The sequence below is a fragment of the Amycolatopsis sp. NPDC054798 genome (assembly GCF_053611505.1).
Map to the genome: position 1 here is coordinate 26,929 of NZ_JBSHAM010000035.1, position 17,958 is coordinate 44,886.

Genomic DNA, 17,958 nt, shown 5'->3' on the forward strand with positions numbered 1-17,958 from the left:
GGTTTCGTCAACCCCGGGTCCGGCCGAGGTCCGTGAAGGACTCCTTGAGGGAATCAGATTCCCTCAAGGAGTCCTTCACGGCGGGTGAGCCGGGGAGGCCGCGGCCGGAAAGAATTTTAGGGCTAAGGGGTTGTGCGGATCACAGCGCTCGGGGTACAACCCTTATCGGTAAGTCTCTTAGACCTAAGGCATTAGGAGTTGTCCCGCGATGACCACCACCGAAAGCAAGCATCAGCACCTCGAGGAGCTCATCGACTCGTGCATCGCCGCTCGCGAGACGCGGTACGAGGACTGGGACACCCTCGGCTTCCAGGCCGCCGCGAAGGGCGACGAGTTCCGCCGCGCGCAGATCCGCTACATCGGCTCCGGCGCGACCGGCAACCACGAGGGCGACTCGCGTCAGCTGCCCTCGGAGCACTTCACCTTCTCGAACATGCGGCTGCCGGTCGGCGCGATCGGCCCGGAGCACACCCACCACGACGTGGAGGAGGCGTTCTTCGTCCTGGAGGGCACCCTGGAGGTGACCGTGCACGACGTCGAGGACGGCACCAAGACCGCGACCCGCGTGCTCGGCTACCGCGACCTGATCCGCGTGCCCGCCGGGGTGCCGCGCAGCCTGCGCAACGCCGGCGACACGGACGCGCTGTTCTGCGTCATCATCGGTGCGCAGAAGCCGCAGCTGCCGACCTACCCGCCCACCTCGCCGATGCACGGCGTCACTCGCTGAGAAGCGATCGCGATGCCGACGATGCTGCGGGTGCACCGGACGACCTGGCTGGCCGACCGGGTGACGCAGGTGGAACTGCGCGACCCGGAAGGAAAGCCGCTGCCCGGCTGGGAGCCGGGAGCGCACCTTTCCCTGCACCTGCCGAACGGGCTGGTGCGCGAATACTCCCTCTGCGGCGACCCGGCCGACGCGCACACGTGGACGGTCGCGGTGCTGCGGGAGGAATCCTCGCGCGGCGGCAGCGCGTGGGTGCACGAGCGGCTCACCGCGGGGAGCGTCATTCCCGTCGAGGGCCCGCGCAACACCTTCGAACTGCACGACGCTCCGGAGCACCTGCTCATCGCCGGCGGCATCGGCGTGACCCCGATCCTCGCGATGGCCCGGAAACTCGCCGAGGGCTCCGCGCCGTGGTCCATACTCTACTGTGGACGGTCGCGCGGCGGGATGGCTTTCCTGGAAGAGCTTTCCGGGCTCGCCGGGGACCGGCTGGAGGTGCACGCCGACGACGAGCACGGCGGTCCGCCCGATCTGGCCGCGCGGCTTGCCGGGCTCGCCCCGGGCACGGTCGTGCACTGCTGCGGCCCCGAACCGCTGCTCCAAGCGGTCGAGGCGGCCTTGCCCGCGACGGCGAGCTTGCGGGTCGAACGCTTCCGGGCACCCGAGGTTCCGGAAGCCGCGCCGGGAACGGGATTCGACGTCGTGTGCGCCGGTACCGGAACCCGGGTTTCGGTAGCCGCCGACGAGTCCATTGTGGACGCACTTGGCCGTAGTGGGATTTCCGTGCCCACCTCGTGTCGCGAGGGCGTGTGCGGGACTTGTGAAACGAAGGTGCTCTCCGGCGAGCCGGACCACCGTGATTTCGTGCTCGACGACGACGAGAAGGCGAGTACCGGCACCATGATGCTGTGCGTGTCGCGGTGCCGCTCCGCCGAACTCGTTCTTGATCTTTAGGAGCCGGCCATGGCCGGGCACACCCACCGGCAGCTCGCCGTGCTGCGCGCCGCCGCCGCGGGGCACGTGGAAATGACGTGCAGCCGCGAACCGCACCTTTACGTCGACGGCCTCGCCTGCTGCGACCCGACGCTCGGGCATCAGCTGGCCGGGCTGCTCGCCCCCGAACCGGCCGCCCCGCGCGGACCGGGGCTTCGGGTGCCCGCGGTGCTCACCGCCGCCGGGCAGGCCGCGCTCGCCCCGTCCGCCGCTTAACAGCTCGTGCGTGGCAATCCCGGTTCTAACCGGCATCGCCACGCACAACACCTACCCGAAGGGAACGCCCGATGCCGCTGCAGCTGCGGCCGGTGCAGAGCCGCACCGCCCCGCCGACGAGCTACGAGAACGCGCTGGCCGACGAGCTGGAAGCCGTCTACGGCCGGGGCGTGCACGACCTGCCCGGCGTGGTCTCCGCGCTCAACGCGGGCGGCCTGCGCCCCGCGGACGGAGCCGACTGGACCGAAGAGACGTTCACCGCCGAACTGGCGCGGCTGGCGGGGGAGGCGTGATGACGGCCAAAACCGCCGAAGAGCTGCTGGCACTGGGCTTGCGCGACCGCTGGTACCCGCTGTGCCCGTCGGACACCGTCAAACGCGGCGAGCTGACCCGCATCGAGCGGGCCGGCGAGCAGTTGCTGCTCTGGCGCGACTCCGCCGGGGTCGTGCACGTTCAGGAGGACCGCTGCCCGCACCGCGGCGCGCGGCTTTCGCTCGGCGTGCACATGGGCGACCGGGTCGCCTGCAACTACCACGGGGTGCAGGTGGACGGCGACGGTGTCGTCGTGTCGGTGCCCGGCAGCCCGGGGTGTGCGCTGGAGGGCCGTCGCGCGTTGCGGACGTTCCCCGCGCAGGAGCACGCCGGTGCGGTGTTCGCCTGGTTCGGCCTGGACGAGGACGCCGAACCGGCCCCGCTGCAGGTGCCGGACCCGATCGCGGGCGGCGAGTGGGACAACTTCCTCTGCTACGTCGAGTGGGACGCTCCCTACGGCTACTCCCTGGACAACCTGCTCGACCCGATGCACGGCGCGTTCCTGCACCGCAACAGCCACACCATGTTCGGCGGCAAACGCGAGGCCGTCTTCCAGATCCGCGCGATCGACGACGGGTTCGTCTTCGAGAAAACCGACCAGCGCGGCGTCAACTTCGACTGGGTGCAGCTCACCGACGCGGGCGCGCAGTGGGTCACGCTCGACATCCCGTACCCGGACACCGCCGGCCCGGGCGGCGCGTTCACCATCGTCGCCGCGCTGTGCGCGATCAACGAGACGCAGCACGCGGCCTTCTTTTGGCGCTGCCGCAAGGTTTCCGGCTGGGAACGCGACAGCTGGCGCGTCCTCTACCGCAACCGGCTCGAAGCCCGGCACTGGGCGGTGCTGGAACAGGACCGCGAGATGGCCGAGGCGATGCCGCTCGACGCGTGGGACCGCGAAAACCTGTACCAGCACGACATCGCGCTCGTCCGGATGCGCCGGTTGCTGCGTTCGGAAGCCCGCCGCCAGGCCGCAGCGCTCGCCGTTCCCGCCGCCGCCCCGGCTTCGGCCGCACCCGTGCCCGCCCCGACCCGCTGAAGTTCCAGGAGGCCCCATGTCCGCCGAACCCATCGCGCGGCTCCGCGCCCTGCGCGCGGTGACGCTGCGTTCGACGCAGTGCGCCGATTCCGGCGAGTTCTACCGCGAGGTCTGGGGGCTGCAGCAGGTCGAAGCCGACCGCGGCGCCGTCTGGCTGCGCGGTTCCAGCGACGAGCACCACGTGCTCCAGCTCGAACAGGCCGACCAGAACGCGCTGGGCAAGATCGCGTTCGCCGTCGCCACGCCGCGCGAGATCGACGCGGCCGCCGCCCGGCTGGCCGCGCACGGCGTCGGCCTGGTCACCGAACCCGGCAAGCTCGACCAGGTCGGCGGCGGTTACGGCCTGCGTTTCGCCGATCCGGAAGGCCGTCTGGTGGAGCTGTCCGCCGAGGTCGACGCGGTCGTCCCGGGAGATCCGTACGGCCGCGCCGCGGTGCCGCGGAAACTCGCGCACGTCGTGCTCAACACAGTCGACATCGACGCGGCCTGCGAGTTCTACACGCGAGTGCTCGGCATGCGGATCTCCGACTGGTCCGAGCACCAGATGGCCTTCCTGCGCTGCAACGCCGACCACCACGTGATCGCGTTCAACCAGGCCGAATTCGCGTCGGTGAACCACATCGCGTACGAGATGCACTCCATCGACCACTTCATGCGCGGCATCGGCCGGCTCAAGCACAACGGCGTCACGCCGCTGTGGGGACCCGGACGGCACGGCCCGGGCAGCAACACGTTCAGCTACTTCGCCGACCCGGCCGGGCTCGTCTGCGAGTACACCTCCGAGGTCGCGCAGGTCGAGGAAGACGCGTGGCTGTGCCGGGTGTGGCGGCGCACGCCGGAGCTGTCCGACCTGTGGGGCACCGCGGGGCCGCCGTCGAAGGACGTTCGCGCGCACATGCGCGGCGTGCCGGACCCCGGCTACTCGGCGTGGTGGCAGTCGTGAAGGTAGGCGTGCTGGGCGCGGGGTCGATCGGTTCGGTGGTCGCGGAGGCGCTGCGCGACGGGCGGGTGCCGGGCGCGGAGCTGGCCGGGGTCGTCGATCCGGCGCTCGCTCCGGCGGGACTGCCGATGTGCGCGTTGCCGGAGCTTCTGTCCACTTCGGACTTGGTGGTCGAGGCCGCTGGACAGAGGGCGTTGACGGACGCTGGGCCACAGGTGCTGTCGGCGGGTTGTGACCTGCTGGTGGTTTCGGTCGGTGCGCTGGCGGCGGACGGGTTGCTGGAGAAGCTGCTGGCGGCCGGGCCGGGTGCGGTCCATTTGTCGACAGGTGCGATCGGCGGGCTTGATCTGTTGCGCTCGGCGGCGCTTCTCGGGCCGTTCGAGCGGGTGGTCATCGAGACGACGAAGAAGGCGTCTTCGCTGGTCCAGCCGTGGATGTCCGCGGCGGAGGCGGAGGGGCTGCGGCAGGCGACCGAACCGGTCGAGCTGCGGCGCGGGCCCGCGCGGGAGATCACTGCGGAGTTCCCGAAGTCGGCGAATGTGGCTGCGTCGGTGGCGTTGGCGGTGCGGGATTGGGACGTCGTGGAGGCGGCGGTGATCGCCGATCCGTTCGCGCCGTTGACCTCGCACGTGATCACCGCGACCGGACCGGCGGGGGAGTACCGGTTCGAGATCAAGAACCGCCCTTCGCCGCAGACGCCGACGTCGAGCCAGGTCGTGCCGTACGCGGTGCTTTCCGCGCTGGAAGCTTTGGCGTCGCCGAGGGCGGTGTTCCGGTGACCATTGTGGACGGAGTGCAGGTACGAACCGCTGGCGACGGCAGTCCAGTGCTGTTGCTGCACGGAATCGGCGGGTCGAGTGCGTCGTTTGACGCGCAGCTGGCCGGCCTGGCATCGAAACACCGCGTGCTGGCCTGGGATGCGCCGGGGTACGGAGGTTCGGCCGATCCGGAAAAGCCGTTGGGCATGGCGGGATACGCGGGGCTCGTCGGACGGTTACTGACCACTTTGGACGCGGCACCCGCGCATCTCGTGGGCGTCTCGTGGGGCGGCGTGATCGCGACCCGCGTCGCGCTGGAGTACCCGGAGGCCGTGCGGTCGCTGGTGCTGGCCGATTCGACTCGCGGCTCCGGCATCGACTCCGAGCGGGCCGCGGTGATGCGAGCCCGGCCGAGCGAGCTGAACCGGGTGGGCGCGGCGGAATTCGCTCGCCGCCGCGCGCCTCGGCTGCTCGCGCCCGGCGCGGATCCCGCAGTGGCACAACGGGTCGAGGGCATCATGGCGAGCCTTCGGCTAGCCGGGTACACGTCCGCCGCCGAGTCGATGGCCGAGACGGACCACGGTCCGCGGCTGTCCCGGATTTCGGTGCCGACGCTGGTCCTCGTCGGCGAGCACGACCAGGTCACCGGCGTCGCCGAGGCTCGGCGGCTCGCCGCGTCGATCCCCGGCGCGCGGCTGGAGATACTGCCCGGCGGGCACGCGGCGAATCAGGAGTCCCCGCGCCGGTTTTCCGCCGAGGTACTGGACTTCCTGTCCGAAGTGGACTCGGTGGTGGCGCGATGAAAGACCGGCTGTATGTGGTTACCGGCGCTGGCCGGGGTCTGGGCTGGGCGATCGCCCGCGAGATCGGCCGTCAAGGCGGCCGGGTCGTGGTCGCCGAACGGTCTCCGGACCGGGCAGCGGACGGTGTCGCCAGGTTGCGGGCAGAAGGCGTTGAGACACACCGGATCGACACCGATGTCGCGGACCCGGATTCCGTCGCGGCTTTGGCGGACGCGGTCGCGAAGCTCGGCCCGTTGCACGGCTTGGTGAACAACGCGGCGATGGCCGACGGCGTGGGCGGCAAGCATTTCGCCGAACTGGACGTCGAAGCGTGGGACACGCTGATGACTGTCAACGCTCGCGGCCCGTGGCTCGTCGCCCGCGCGCTGTATCCGCAGCTCGCGCAGACCGGCGGACGGATCGTGAACCTCGCGTCGGACGCCGCGCTGTACGGCTCGCCGCGGCTGGTCCAGTACGTGGCGTCCAAAGGCGCGGTGATCGCGATGACCCGCGCGATGGCCCGGGACGGCGGCCCGGACGGCGTGACCGTCAACGCGGTCGCGCCCGGACTGACCGAAGTCGAAGCCACCGCGGGCATTCCGCGGGAACGGCACGAGCTGTACGCGATGAACCGCGCGCTGACTCGGCCGCAACAGCCGGAGGACGTCGTCGGTTCGGTGGCGTTTCTGCTGTCCGACGCGGCCTCTTACATCACCGGCCAGACCCTCGTGGTCGACGGCGGATTCGTCTGCAGCTGAAGGGAAAACCCGTGGATTTGGGATTGAAGGGCCGCGCGGTGCTCGTCACCGGGGCCAGCTCCGGCGTCGGGCTCGCGACCGCCGCCGCGCTGCTGGCCGAGGGCGCGCACGTCGCCGCCTGTGCCCGGGACAGTGTCCGGCTGGAGAAGGCCCTCGCCGATCTGCCCCGCGCCGAGGGAGCCCGGCTGTACACCGCGTCCTGCGACGTGCTCGACCAGCCGCAGGTGGAAACCTTCGTCGCCGACGCTGCCCGCGAGCTGGGCGGGCTGACCGGGGTCGTGAACAACGCGGGCCGGTCGCTGATGGCGCGGCTCACCGAGACCACCGACGACCAGTGGCGGGAAGAGTTGCAGCTCAAGATCTTTTCGGTGCTGCACGTCGTGCGGGCCGCGTTGCCCTGGCTGCGCGCGGCTTCTGATCCGGCTGTGGTGAACGTGAACGCGATCCTCGCCCGGCAGCCCGAACCCCGGTTGGCGGCCACGTCGGCGGCCCGGGCAGCGCTGCTCAATCTCTCCACGACCTTGGCGACTGAGCTTGCTGAGGACGGTGTGCGAGTCAACTCCGTCTGCCTCGGCTTGGTCGACACCGGACAGTGGCGGCGCCGGTACGAGGCTTCCGGCAGCAAGCTGTCCTTTGTGGACTGGTCGGCGGAGCTGGCCGCTGATCGCGGAATCCCGCTGGGACGGCTCGGCACCGCGGAAGAGGTCGCTTTCCCCATCGTCACGCTGCTTTCGCCGCGTGCCTCCTACGTGACCGGCGCGACGATCGACGTCGGCGGCGGCATCGCCCGCTATGTCTAGAAGGGACGGACCCATGAATCACGGTCACGGAGGCGAACTGCTCGTTCGCCTGCTGTCCGAAGCCGGAGTGGACACCGCCTTCGGCGTGGTGAGTGTGCACAATCTGCCGCTGGTGGAAGCGGTTTCGCAGCACCTGCGGTTCGTGCCCGTGCGGCACGAAGCGGCCGCGGTGAACGCCGCCGACGGGTACGCCCGCGCCAGCGGCGGCCTCGGCGTCGCGATCACCAGCACCGGCACGGGTGCGGGCAACGCGGCGGGTTCGCTGGTCGAGGCGCTCACCGCGGGCAGCCGCGTGCTGCACGTGACCGGCCAGATCGACTCCGAATTCCTCGGCAGCGGCCGCGGCGTCATCCACGAGACGCGCGACCAGCTCGGCATGCTGACGGCGATTTCCAAGCACGCGGCCACGGTCACGTCGGTGGAAACCGCCGAGGACACCCTGCGCGCGGCGATCCGGCACGCGCTGTCGGTGCCGAGCGGTCCGGCCAGCGTCGAATGGCCGATCGATCTGCAGTACTCGCGGCACGAGTTCCGTACTGGCACGGCAGAGCGGCCGGTTGAGATCCCACCGCCGGATGCTGCTGTACTCGCCGAAGCCGCTGAGCTGCTTGCCGCCGCCCGCCGCCCGGTGTTCTGGCTCGGCGGGGGAGCGACCGGTGCCCGCGACGAGGTGCGCGCGCTCGCGGAACGGTTCGGCGCGGCGGTGTTCACCAGCAACTCCGGCCGGGGCACGGTGCCGGAGAACCACGAACTGGTCGTCGGGAATTTCGCCGCGCACGAGTCCGCGGCCCCGCTTCTTGCCGACGCCGACCTGCTCGTCTCGATCGGCACGCACTTCCGCTCGAACGAAACCAAGCACTACCACCTGGCGTTGCCCGAACGGCATCTGCAGATCGACGTCGACGCCGAAGCGCTGGGCCGCGTCTACCCGGCCACTGTCGGCGTGCAAGGCGACGCGGCCGTGGTGCTGGCTGCCTTGTCCACTGTGGAGCCCAACACCGAACCGGGCTGGCGCGAACGCGTCGTCGAAACCCGGAAATCCGTGCGGGACAAGCTGAACGAGGCGATCGGCCCGTACGCCGAGATCTGCGCCGCGCTGCGCGAAGGACTCCCGGCCGAGTCCGTGATCGCCCGCGACGTGACCATCCCGTCCAGCCAGTGGGGCAACCGGCTGCTGGACATCCACGACCCGCGCACCAACGTGTTCCCGGTCGGCGGCGGCATCGGCCAAGGTCTCGCCACCGGCATCGGTGCCGCGCTCGCGACGCCCGACGCGCCGACCGTGGTGCTGGTCGGCGACGGCGGGCTCGCGGTGCACCTCGGCGAACTGTGCACGCTGGCGCAGGAACGGCCGTGGCTCGCGCTGGTCGTGTTCAACGACGGCGGATACGGCGTGCTGCGCAACATGCAGGACCACCACCGCGGCCAGCGCGCGGGCGTCGACCTGTACACGCCGGACTTCGCGCGCCTCGCGCAGTCGCTGGACCTGCCGCACGCGCTGGTGTCGAAGCCGGGCCAGTTCGCTGACGCGCTGGCGAAGGCAGTGGCCCAGCAGGGCCCGTTCGTGATCGAGGTGGACGTGACCGCCTTGCCCGCGACGCCGCGGCCGTTCGTGCCGCCGGTGCCGGTCCCGGAGAGCTGAGACGTGGGAGGCATCATCGAAGCTGCCGAAGTCCACCACCATCACGGGCACGGACCCGCGAACCGCCGACGCCGGGTGGTGCGGACGTCCGCGCCGCTGCTGGTGCGGCATCCGCCCGGCCGCGTGCGCGGCGCGGTGCTCGTGCTGCACGGCGCCGCCGGGCTCGACGAGCCCGTCGAACACTGCTGCCGCACGCTCGCTAGCTGCGGTTACCTCACCGTCGCGCCGCTGTTCTACTACGAGACCGGCGGCCACACCTTCGGTCCAGACAAAGCGGACGCCGCCTTCGCCGCGCTCGAGCTTTCCGACCTCGAAGCCGACCTCGCCGGCGCGCTCGACTACCTCGGCGCCCGCTTGGGAATGCCGCGCCACCGCGTGGCCGCCGCCGGTTTCGGCTCCGCCGCCCACCTCGCCGAACTGGCCGCGGTGGACCTCGCCGCCGCACTCGGACCCGAGCCGCCACCGTGGCCCGGTACGCCCGAATTCGACCCGCATGCGCCCGATCGGCTCGTGCTGCCCGCCGGACCGTCCGCCGCGGACGATCTGGTCCGGTTCCTGGACGCCGAGCTGCCGGACTCTCCTCCGGCCGCCCCCGCTTCAAGTCCGTGAGGGGAACCCTGCGGGAATCTGACTCCCGCAGGGTTCCCCTCACGGACCGCAGGCAGAGCGCCGCCTCGAGTTCCTGGCATCGCGCCTGAAACCCCCTACGATCGACTGCACGCTCCGGCTCCGAGGAGGGCCCATGAGTATCGCCGCCACCCCCGAGGTGACCCAGCGGGACATCGCCGCCCGGCTGGAACGGCTCCCGATGTCGCGATGGCAGGTGTCGATTCGCCTGATCATCGGCATCGTCACGTTCTTCGAGGCGTTCGACCAGCTGCTGATCGCCTACACGCTGCCGGTCATCGGCCGCGAATGGCACCTGACGACCGCGTCCAGCACCGCGACGCTGACCGTCGGCTCGATCGGCATGCTGCTCGGCGCGCTCGCGTCGGGCTGGGCCGCCGACCGGATCGGCCGCGTCAAGGTGATCACGCTGTGCGTCGCCCTCACCGCGTTGTGCAGCCTGGCGATGACGTTGTGCACGGCGCTGCTGCCGTTCCTGATCCTGCGGTTCGTGCAGGGTCTCGCGATCGGCGGCGAAGTGCCGACCGCCGCCGCGTACATCGCGGAGATCAGCCGGGCTCGCCGTCGCGGCCGCTTCGTGCTGATGTACGAGATCGTCTTCCCGGCGGGTCTCGCGGTCGGCGCGCTGGTCGCCGCCTGGGTCATCCCGCACTGGGGCTGGCGTCCGCTGTTCGCGCTGGCCGCCGTCCCCGGTCTCGCCGCGGTGCTGCTGCAGCTGCGGATCCCGGAATCGCCGCGCTGGCTCGCCGCGCACGGGCACACCGAGAAGGCCGAGCAGACGATGGCGCTGATCGAGCGCCGCGTCGAGGAATCCCTTGGCCGTCCGTTGCCTCCTCCGGCGGTTTCGGCCGCACCGCCAGCGCCCGTGCCCGCCAAACGAGGTTCTCTCCGCGACCTGTTCGCCGGTCGCTACCGGCGGCGCACGCTGATGGTGTGGACGATCTGGTTCGTCGGCTACCTCGCCAACTACGGCATCACCTCGTGGCTGCCGACGTTGTACAAGGGTTCGTTCCACCTCTCGATCGGACAGGCGCTCTGGTACAGCACGGCCACGTCGGTCGCCGGTCTCGTCGGCTGCCTGATCGCCGCGCTGGTCGTGGACAAGCTCGGCCGCCGGGTGGTGCTGGCCGCGGGACTGGGCGGGACCACAGCGATGCTGGTCGTGCTGGGCGCGCTCGGCGCCGGGACTCCGTTGCAGCTGCTGGTGTGGTCGTCTCTCGCGGCGATGTTCAACTTCGCGGTGAACGTCTGCCTGTACCTGTACACGCCGGAGCTGTACCCGACGCGCAGCCGTGCGCTGGGCGTCAGCCTCGGCGGCGTGATGAACCGGTTCGGCCTGATCCTCGGTCCGATCCTGGTCGGCGCACTGTACGCCGGCGGCAGCGGACTCGCCTCGGTCTTCCTGGTGCTCGGCGGGATCTGCTTCGTCGGCGCGCTGGTCGCCGGGTTCTTCGCCGAGGAGACCAAAGGCCGCACGCTGGAAGAGGTTTCGCCGTGACGGACGCGCTGCGCGTGGTCCTGCTCGGCACGGCGGCCGGACCGTACCCGGCGCCGGGCAGGCAGGGCTGCGCGAACGCGGTGGTGGTCGGCGGGCGCGTGTACCTGGTCGACGCGGGCTACGGGACGCTCGGCAAGTACGTCGCCGCCGGACTGTCGCTGCGCGATCTGGCCGCGGTGTTCGTGACGCACCTGCATTCCGACCACGTCGCCGAGCTGTTCACGCTCTTCCTGCTCGGCTGGGGCCCGGCCAACCAGGGCGTCGTCGATCCGGTGCGGGTCTACGGCCCCGGTCCGGACCCGACCGATCCCGGCCCGCCCGCCGCCGGCACCGAGGGTCTGGTGGCGGGCAATCTCGCGGCGTTCGGCCAGGACGTCGCGGTACGGCAGCGGACGAGCAACCGGCCGCCGCTGGCCGGACTAATTCGCGCGACTGACATCTCAGTGGCGGCCGGTGCGGAAATCGTGGTGTACGAGGACGATCGGGTGCGCGTCACCGCCCGGGCCGTCCCGCATCCGCCGCTGCGGCTGGCGCTGGGCTACCGGTTCGAGACCGAGCACGGCGTGGTCGCTTTCTCCGGCGACACCGCACGCAGCGACGCGGTCGGCGAATTGGCCGCAGGTGCCGACTTGCTGGTCCACGAGGCGATGGAGCCCGATTTCTACCGCAGCATCGGCTATTCGCCGCAGCTGCTGGAGTTCCTCGCCGCCTCGCACACCTCCCCGGCGGACGTCGGCAGGGTCGCCTCGGCGGCCGGGGCCCGGCGGGTCGCGCTGTCGCACCTCGGCCCGGCCGATCCGGCCCGCCTCGACGACGAGGGCTGGCTCCGGCGGGTCCGTCCGCATTACTCCGGCCCGGTCGTCGTGGGCCACGATCTGCTCGACCTCACTGTCTGAAGGAGCTTCGCTGTGCCCGAAATCGGGATCGTGGGCGGCGGGATCGGCGGACTCGCCGCCGCGGCCGCCCTGCGGAAAGCCGGATTCTCTCCGGTCGTGCACGAACAGGCGGCCGGATTCGGCCGCGTCGGCGCGGACATCAACCTCACGCCCAACGCCGTCCGCGCCCTCGACGGCCTCGGCATCGGCGAAGAACTGCGCGAAACCGCGGCGCGGCCCAAGTACCGGATCAGCCGAACCTGGGACACCGGCGAAGAAACCTCGCGGCTGCCGATGGGCGACGAGGCCGAACGCCGCTATGGCTCGCCGCAGCTCACGATGCACCGCGCGGATCTGCTGGCCGCCTTGGAAGGCGCGCTGCCCGACGACGTCGTCCACTTGGGACACAAGCTGACTGGACTGTCCACAACGGACCGGATCGAGCTGGACTTCGGTGGTTCCAGTGCTGCCAGGGCTTCCGTGGACGTGGTGATCGGCGCCGACGGCATCCACTCCGCCGTCCGCACCGCCCTGTTCGGCGCGGAACACCCGGAGTTCACCGGTGTCGTCGCGTATCGCGCGGTGCTGCCCGCGGGCTCGGTCGACGTGCCGAACCTGGACTGTTTCACCAAATGGTGGGGCCCGGACCCGGACACGCAGTTGGTGACTTTCCCGCTCAACCGCGGCGCGGACGTATTCGTCTTCGCCACGACCCGGCAAAGCCAGTGGCGGCACGAATCCTGGACGACACCCGGCGACGTGGCCGAACTGCGCGAGGCGTACCGCGGCTTCCACCCCGAGGCCCGTGCACTGCTGGAGGCGTGCGATTCGGTGCTGCAATCGGCACTGTACGTCCGCGATCCGCTGCCGACTTGGTCGTCCGGCGCCGTGACGCTTCTTGGCGACGCGTGCCACCCGATGATGCCGTTCATGGCGCAAGGCGCGGGAATGGCCATTGAGGACAGTGTGGTCCTGGCGCGGGCACTGGCGGCGTATCCGAACCCGGAGGTCGCGCTGAAGGCGTACCAGTCGGCCCGGCTGGACCGGACCCGCGAGGTGCAACTGGCGTCGCGGAGCAACAGCTGGCTCAAGCAGAGCGGAACCAGCTCGGCCGCGGCGGACGCGATCTACGGATACGACGCCTGGCACACCGCCGTATGACTCAGGTCATAGTTCCAGGTTCGGGTGGCGTGTCTGATCGGGCCGGTTCCGTTCGACGCGTAGATGAACAGGCACTACCCCGAACCAGGAGCTGACCCCATGCGCACCCTCATCGCCACTGCTTTCGTCTCCCTCGACGGCGTCGTCGAAGCCCCCGGTGGCGAGCCCGGCTACCGGAACGCCGGCTGGACCTTCAAGGACATCGAGTTCGACCCCGCCGCCTACGCCCTCAAGGGAGCCGAGCAGGAGGAGGCGACCGCGCTGCTGCTCGGCCGGGTCAGCTACGAGGCGTTCTCGCCGGTGTGGCCGGACATGACCGAGGAGTTCCCGCACTACAAGGTGATGCCGAAATACGTCGTGTCGACCACCCTGCGCGACGAGGACCTGGTGACGAATTGGGGCGAAACGACCATTCTTCGCTCTCTTGACGACGTCGCCGCGCTGAAGGAAACCGAGGGCGGCCCGATCATCGTCAACGGCAGCGCGACGCTGGTCCGCGATCTCGCCGACGCCGGTCTGGTCGACCGTCTGCACCTGCTGGTCTTCCCGGTTCTGCTGGGCGCCGGGAAGCGGCTGTTCAGCGAGACCGACAAGGAGAAGCAGCCGCTGAAGCTGATCGAGAGCGAAAGCTACTCGAACGGGATCCAGAAGCAGATCTTCGAGTTCGTCCGCTGAGCGAGGAATCTAGTCACTGACAAGTCGGTGGCATACTCGAAACCATGGCCCGTCGTTACCATCACGGCGATCTGCGGCAGGCGGTGCTGACCGAGGCCGTCGAGGTGCTCGGCGAATCCGGCCCGGCCGCGGTCAACCTGCGCGACCTCGCCCGCCGGGTCGGGGTCTCGCACGCCGCCCCGGCGCACCATTTCGGCGACCGGTCCGGGCTGCTCACCGCCGTGGCCGCACAGGGATTCGACCTGCTCGCGGACGCGCTCGAGGAGCTGCCGCCGTCGTCGGACCTGCTCGAAGCCGGGGTCGCCTACGTCTCGTTCGCGGTCGCGCGCCGGGCGCATTTCGAGGTGATGTTCCGGCCGGAGCTGCTCCGCGGCGACGATCCGGACCTGCGGGCCGCGCAGGAGCGCAGCGTCCAGGCGCTGGACTGGGCCGTCGCCGGTTTCCGGGACGGAAGCGTCGATCCGGTGGTGGCCGGTGCGGCGGCCTGGTCTCTCGTGCACGGGTTCGCGACGTTGTGGCTGCAGCGCGCGCTGCCCGCCGAACTCGGGGACGACGTCGAGGCGGCGGCCCGTGCGGTGGCCGAATTGCTTGTCCGGGGCGCGAATCCGGGCTGACTCCCGCCAAACGGCGCAGCCTCGTTGCGCCGTCCGGGTGCTCCCCGGAACCGCCCCTGAACCCTGGAACCACAGCCCCGCCCCAGCCGTCTCATCGCCGACTTTCCCGAACCGGATGCCTGCGGTCCGGACGGCTGACATACTGGTGCGCGCGTCCGATGAGGACGCCTGCTGGGAGGTGGACTGGGGTGAGTTCGCACCGGGTTTCGGACTGGGCAGACGTCCGCGCGCTGCACCGGAAACAGGCCAGGGAGACCCATCGTTCCGGACGGCCGGAGACCTCGGATTCCGTGCCGGGCCCGTCCGGCGCGGGCACCGCCGAGATCGTCGCGGACACCGGCGTCATCGAACTGGACCCGGCCGAGATCGCGGCGGCCGACGCGGAGCTGGAGAAACGCCAGCAGGAGCTGACCGCCTGCCTCGAACAGGCCAAACAGCTCGCGCATCCGCTCAAGGACGGCACCAGCCCGGTGGCGGGCCATCTGCGGCAGGCGTTCGGCGTGCGCGGGTCCGCGGACGGCGGAGTGCAGACAATCCTGCAGCAGTACCTCGACGAGCTGTCGTCCTTGCGGGAGGCCATCCGCCGGGCCAGCGCGGGCCACGTCCAGCAGGAGAGCGACGCCAAGGATTCGCTCGACGCGCTGCACCGCCGGGCGGAAGACGGGGGAGGAGCGTCGGCATGAGCCGGACACCGGGCTACGAACGGCTGCCGTACGAGAAGCATCGCAAGCACCGGTTGTGGAGCGAGGACCACCCGCCCACCGCCGCGCAGCGCCGGGTCCTGCGGCGCACGAAGCTCGCCCAGCGGGCCAATCTGAAGGACGCGTCGTTCGGCAAGATCAACTGGAACGCCTGGGCGCACACCACGCTCTACGACATGATCATGACCGCGGACCCGGTCGAAATGGGCGCGTCCGCGCATCAGTGGGGGAAGCTCGCCTACGACGTCGACTCGGCGACCGCCGCGGTGCACAAGACGGTGCAGAAGCTGCTGCTGTCCTGGCGCGGCGGTGCGGCCGGGACGGCGGCGCAGTCGGCGTCGAAGCTGACGTCCTGGGGTGCGGGCGCGAGCGAGACGATGCGCTCGGTCGGCGAGAAGCTCGACCACTACACGAGCGCGGTCGAAACGGCCAAGCACAAGATGCCGGAACCGGTGTTCTACGCGGCAGAGAACCAATTCCGCGACGGCTACGACCTCAAAGCGGCCAGCGGTCCCAGCGGCGCGGTGATGGTCGACCAGCTCCTGGACGACCACCTGCCCGCCAAACGCGCCGCGTCGCAGGCCAAGGCCGAGGCCGTCCGCGTGATGGAGAGCTACGAAACCTCTAGCAAGGGCGTGCACGACAGGCTGCCGCACTTCACCGGCGCGCCGAAGACCACGAACATCGATTCCGGCGGCAGCGGTGGCACTGAAGGCGGGGGGCGGTACTCGCCTGGTTCCGCGGGATCGGGCAGCGGCTCGGCGGGATCGGGCAGTGGCTCCGCGGGATGGGGCAGCGACGCGACCACGGCGTCGTCGTCGGTCGTGCCGGGCACTGCGGGACAGCCCATCGGCGGTCCGTTCGGCGGGACGGCCGGAATGCCGGGTTCGGCAGGTGCGCTCGGGGGAGGTTCCGCCGGCGCGCTCGGCGGCAGCGGTTCCGGCAGCGGCGCTTCGCTGCCCGGCGGGTTGCCCGGCGGGACGGCCGGGTCCGTCGGTGCGGTGGCCGGGGCGGCCGGCGCGGCCGGGGCCGCGGGAGGCACGCGCGGCGGCAGCCCGATGTCCGGCGGGTTCCTCCCGCCGATGGCGGGCCAGCGCGGCGAAGGCTCGGAAGACCACCAGAACCGTTACACCAAAGGCAGTTCCTTCGACTTCCTCGAAGACCTGCCGGACGCGTACCCGCCCGTGCTGGGCGAGTGACGGCGCGGATGGCCAGACATCTCCCCGAAGTCGACGGGGTCGCGCTCTCGCACCTCGAATTCGACCTGCTGTGGTCGGATTTCGACCTCGGCCCTCTGCCGTATCCGCTGGACGTCCCGTCGCACGGCGCCACGATGGACGAACGCGACCAGCTCGGCGCGCAGGTCGCGGATAGCCTCGCCGCGGCCGGGCTGCTCGACGACGAGGACGAACCGCACCCGAGGCTCGGCCAGGTGTTCGCGGTGCTGGCCGAACCGGTGTTTTCGGTCGACCTGCTGGTGTTCCGCGATCCGCCGCTGCGCGCGCTGGTCGCGGCCGGACGCAAACTGGGCGTGCTGGCGGTTCTCGACGCGGGCGAACTCGCGCTGCGACCGTGCCTGCCGGATGACGTCCCGCAGCTCGCCGCGGGCGTCGTGGGTGCCGCCGAACCCGGGCCCGGCAACGCGGTGCGGCTGCCGCGCGAGGCGTTTTCCGAAGCTATGCAAGCGTTTGCGGAGAACGGGCATGCCGCGTTCGAGCGAGTGCTCGGCCGGGCCGGTCTCTCCGGTCGCGATCTGCGCGCGATTTCGACGCTCGTCACCACGCCGCGCGTCGCGTACGGCCAGTTCGCGGTCAACGGCCCGGGCGGCCGTTCGCCGGTAGTCGCCTGGTACGACACGGAAGCCGGGCGGTACGGCGCGGTCGTGCGGGAAAGCGCGGGCACGCAATGGGTCACGGTCACGCCGGCGGACCACGCGTGGCTCGCCGACCGGATGCAGGAACTCGGGCGCCAGGTGTCGTCCGTTCGGGGGACTAGGGAACCTGAACGCGAAGGGTTCCGTCTCACTTAGGGCAGCGGCGAAGCGCCCTGCTGAAGGGGGCAGGAGATGAGCAAGTTGTCGGCCGAGGAAATCGCCCAGCACGCGTACCGGGCCGGGTTCCGCGGGCACGCGCTGACCACCGCGGTCGCGGTGGCACTGGCGGAATCGGGCGGGAACACCCGTGCGCACAACGGGACCCCGCCGGACAATTCGTACGGGCTGTGGCAGGTCAACATGCTCGGCTCGCTCGGCCCCGCCCGCCGCCACGAGTTCCATCTGCGCTCCAACGACGAACTGTTCGACGCGGACGAGAACGCCAAGGCCGCCTGGGCGATTTCGGGACACGGCAAGAGCTTCCAGCCGTGGTCCACCTACACCAACGGCGCGTACAAGAGCCATCTCGCCGCCGCGCGCAAGGCCGCCGAGGACGTCACCCGCCACCACGGCAAGGGCGGGCACCACCCGCACAAACCCGCGAAGCCGCACCACCCCGGCAAGGGCGGCAAGGACGGCGGGTTCAAGGCCGATCTCGAACAGTTCCTCGCCTACGAGCGCACTACCGAGCACGTCGCGAACGAACTGGTGTCGGTCGGCCGGAAAACGGTGCACCGCGTCACCGGGATCGCCAAGGACAGCTTCGGGAAGGTCGGCCAGGAAACCGGATTCTCCGACGCGCTGGGGGATTTCAGCCGTTCGCTGGAATCGCAGGTGCGGGCCACCGGGGCGCACGCGCGCACGCTGAGCGCCTCGGTTTTCCGGGCGCGGCAGGCCTATGCGGGCGCGGAGGCGGACGCCGGCGCGGCGATCAGCGCACACGACATCAAGGGCATTCTGGGCTGAGGGG

At 70.8% G+C, this 17,958-nt stretch carries 21 protein-coding genes; all 21 read left to right on the forward strand.

Features of this window, described 5'->3' with window-relative positions; genetic code table 11:
- The first annotated feature begins 208 nt into the window (after positions 1 to 208).
- The gene (locus ACWGIC_RS22165) at positions 209 to 727 is read left to right on the forward strand and encodes a cupin domain-containing protein (RefSeq protein ID WP_037360475.1); all 519 of its coding nucleotides are present in this window, start codon (positions 209 to 211) and stop codon (positions 725 to 727) included.
- Positions 728 to 739: 12 nt separating this feature from the next.
- Positions 740 to 1,678, forward strand: coding sequence for a PDR/VanB family oxidoreductase (locus ACWGIC_RS22170; protein ID WP_452077848.1), 939 nt, complete (start codon positions 740 to 742; stop codon positions 1,676 to 1,678).
- Positions 1,679 to 1,687: 9 nt separating this feature from the next.
- Positions 1,688 to 1,933, forward strand: coding sequence for a hypothetical protein (locus tag ACWGIC_RS22175; RefSeq protein WP_452077849.1), 246 nt, complete (start codon positions 1,688 to 1,690; stop codon positions 1,931 to 1,933).
- A 71-nt stretch (positions 1,934 to 2,004) separates the two neighbouring features.
- Positions 2,005 to 2,226, forward strand: a complete 222-nt coding sequence (locus ACWGIC_RS22180) for a recombinase-like helix-turn-helix domain-containing protein (protein WP_452077850.1) — start codon at positions 2,005 to 2,007, stop codon at positions 2,224 to 2,226.
- The gene (locus tag ACWGIC_RS22185; RefSeq protein WP_452077851.1) at positions 2,226 to 3,284 is read left to right on the forward strand and encodes a Rieske 2Fe-2S domain-containing protein; all 1,059 of its coding nucleotides are present in this window, start codon (positions 2,226 to 2,228) and stop codon (positions 3,282 to 3,284) included. The genes ACWGIC_RS22180 and ACWGIC_RS22185 overlap by 1 nt, the downstream gene beginning before the upstream one ends.
- Positions 3,285 to 3,300: 16 nt before the next feature.
- On the forward strand, positions 3,301 to 4,227 hold the full coding sequence (locus tag ACWGIC_RS22190) for a VOC family protein (RefSeq protein WP_452077852.1): 927 nt from the start codon (positions 3,301 to 3,303) through the stop codon (positions 4,225 to 4,227).
- Positions 4,215 to 5,003 carry an aspartate dehydrogenase domain-containing protein gene (locus ACWGIC_RS22195; RefSeq protein ID WP_452077853.1) on the forward strand — a complete coding sequence of 263 codons (789 nt, stop codon included), beginning with the start codon at positions 4,215 to 4,217 and terminating at the stop codon, positions 5,001 to 5,003. Before ACWGIC_RS22190 ends, ACWGIC_RS22195 begins: the two co-directional genes overlap by 13 nt.
- A complete protein-coding gene (locus ACWGIC_RS22200) occupies positions 5,000 to 5,785 on the forward strand; it encodes an alpha/beta fold hydrolase (RefSeq protein ID WP_452077854.1) in 786 nt (261 codons plus the stop codon). The genes ACWGIC_RS22195 and ACWGIC_RS22200 overlap by 4 nt, the downstream gene beginning before the upstream one ends.
- Positions 5,782 to 6,522, forward strand: a complete 741-nt coding sequence (locus ACWGIC_RS22205) for an SDR family oxidoreductase (RefSeq protein ID WP_452077855.1) — start codon at positions 5,782 to 5,784, stop codon at positions 6,520 to 6,522. The genes ACWGIC_RS22200 and ACWGIC_RS22205 overlap by 4 nt, the downstream gene beginning before the upstream one ends.
- 11 nt (positions 6,523 to 6,533) lie before the next feature.
- Positions 6,534 to 7,322 carry an SDR family oxidoreductase gene (locus tag ACWGIC_RS22210; protein WP_452077856.1) on the forward strand — a complete coding sequence of 263 codons (789 nt, stop codon included), beginning with the start codon at positions 6,534 to 6,536 and terminating at the stop codon, positions 7,320 to 7,322.
- Positions 7,323 to 7,335: 13 nt separating this feature from the next.
- The gene (locus tag ACWGIC_RS22215) at positions 7,336 to 8,964 is read left to right on the forward strand and encodes a thiamine pyrophosphate-binding protein (RefSeq protein ID WP_452077857.1); all 1,629 of its coding nucleotides are present in this window, start codon (positions 7,336 to 7,338) and stop codon (positions 8,962 to 8,964) included.
- Positions 8,965 to 8,967: 3 nt separating this feature from the next.
- Positions 8,968 to 9,573 carry a dienelactone hydrolase family protein gene (locus tag ACWGIC_RS22220; protein WP_452077858.1) on the forward strand — a complete coding sequence of 202 codons (606 nt, stop codon included), beginning with the start codon at positions 8,968 to 8,970 and terminating at the stop codon, positions 9,571 to 9,573.
- Positions 9,574 to 9,706: 133 nt separating this feature from the next.
- Positions 9,707 to 11,089 carry an MFS transporter gene (locus ACWGIC_RS22225; RefSeq protein WP_452077859.1) on the forward strand — a complete coding sequence of 461 codons (1,383 nt, stop codon included), beginning with the start codon at positions 9,707 to 9,709 and terminating at the stop codon, positions 11,087 to 11,089.
- Positions 11,086 to 11,985 (forward strand): MBL fold metallo-hydrolase, encoded by a 900-nt coding sequence (locus tag ACWGIC_RS22230; RefSeq protein WP_452077860.1) that lies wholly within the window; start codon positions 11,086 to 11,088, stop codon positions 11,983 to 11,985. Before ACWGIC_RS22225 ends, ACWGIC_RS22230 begins: the two co-directional genes overlap by 4 nt.
- Positions 11,986 to 11,997: 12 nt before the next feature.
- Positions 11,998 to 13,125 (forward strand): FAD-dependent monooxygenase, encoded by a 1,128-nt coding sequence (locus tag ACWGIC_RS22235; RefSeq protein ID WP_452077861.1) that lies wholly within the window; start codon positions 11,998 to 12,000, stop codon positions 13,123 to 13,125.
- A gap of 99 nt (positions 13,126 to 13,224) precedes the next feature.
- Positions 13,225 to 13,800 carry a dihydrofolate reductase family protein gene (locus tag ACWGIC_RS22240; protein WP_452077862.1) on the forward strand — a complete coding sequence of 192 codons (576 nt, stop codon included), beginning with the start codon at positions 13,225 to 13,227 and terminating at the stop codon, positions 13,798 to 13,800.
- A gap of 44 nt (positions 13,801 to 13,844) precedes the next feature.
- Positions 13,845 to 14,414, forward strand: coding sequence for a TetR/AcrR family transcriptional regulator (locus ACWGIC_RS22245; protein WP_452077863.1), 570 nt, complete (start codon positions 13,845 to 13,847; stop codon positions 14,412 to 14,414).
- A gap of 188 nt (positions 14,415 to 14,602) precedes the next feature.
- Complete coding sequence (locus ACWGIC_RS22250; protein WP_452077864.1) at positions 14,603 to 15,097, forward strand: hypothetical protein; 495 nt, start codon at positions 14,603 to 14,605, stop codon at positions 15,095 to 15,097.
- On the forward strand, positions 15,094 to 16,314 hold the full coding sequence (locus ACWGIC_RS22255) for a WXG100 family type VII secretion target (RefSeq protein ID WP_452077865.1): 1,221 nt from the start codon (positions 15,094 to 15,096) through the stop codon (positions 16,312 to 16,314). The genes ACWGIC_RS22250 and ACWGIC_RS22255 overlap by 4 nt, the downstream gene beginning before the upstream one ends.
- An 8-nt stretch (positions 16,315 to 16,322) precedes the next feature.
- Complete coding sequence (locus tag ACWGIC_RS22260) at positions 16,323 to 17,144, forward strand: ESX secretion-associated protein EspG (protein ID WP_452077866.1); 822 nt, start codon at positions 16,323 to 16,325, stop codon at positions 17,142 to 17,144.
- A gap of 36 nt (positions 17,145 to 17,180) precedes the next feature.
- Positions 17,181 to 17,954: a transglycosylase SLT domain-containing protein gene (locus ACWGIC_RS22265; protein ID WP_452077867.1), complete on the forward strand. Its 774-nt coding sequence runs from the start codon at positions 17,181 to 17,183 to the stop codon at positions 17,952 to 17,954.
- The last annotated feature ends 4 nt before the right edge of the window (positions 17,955 to 17,958 follow it).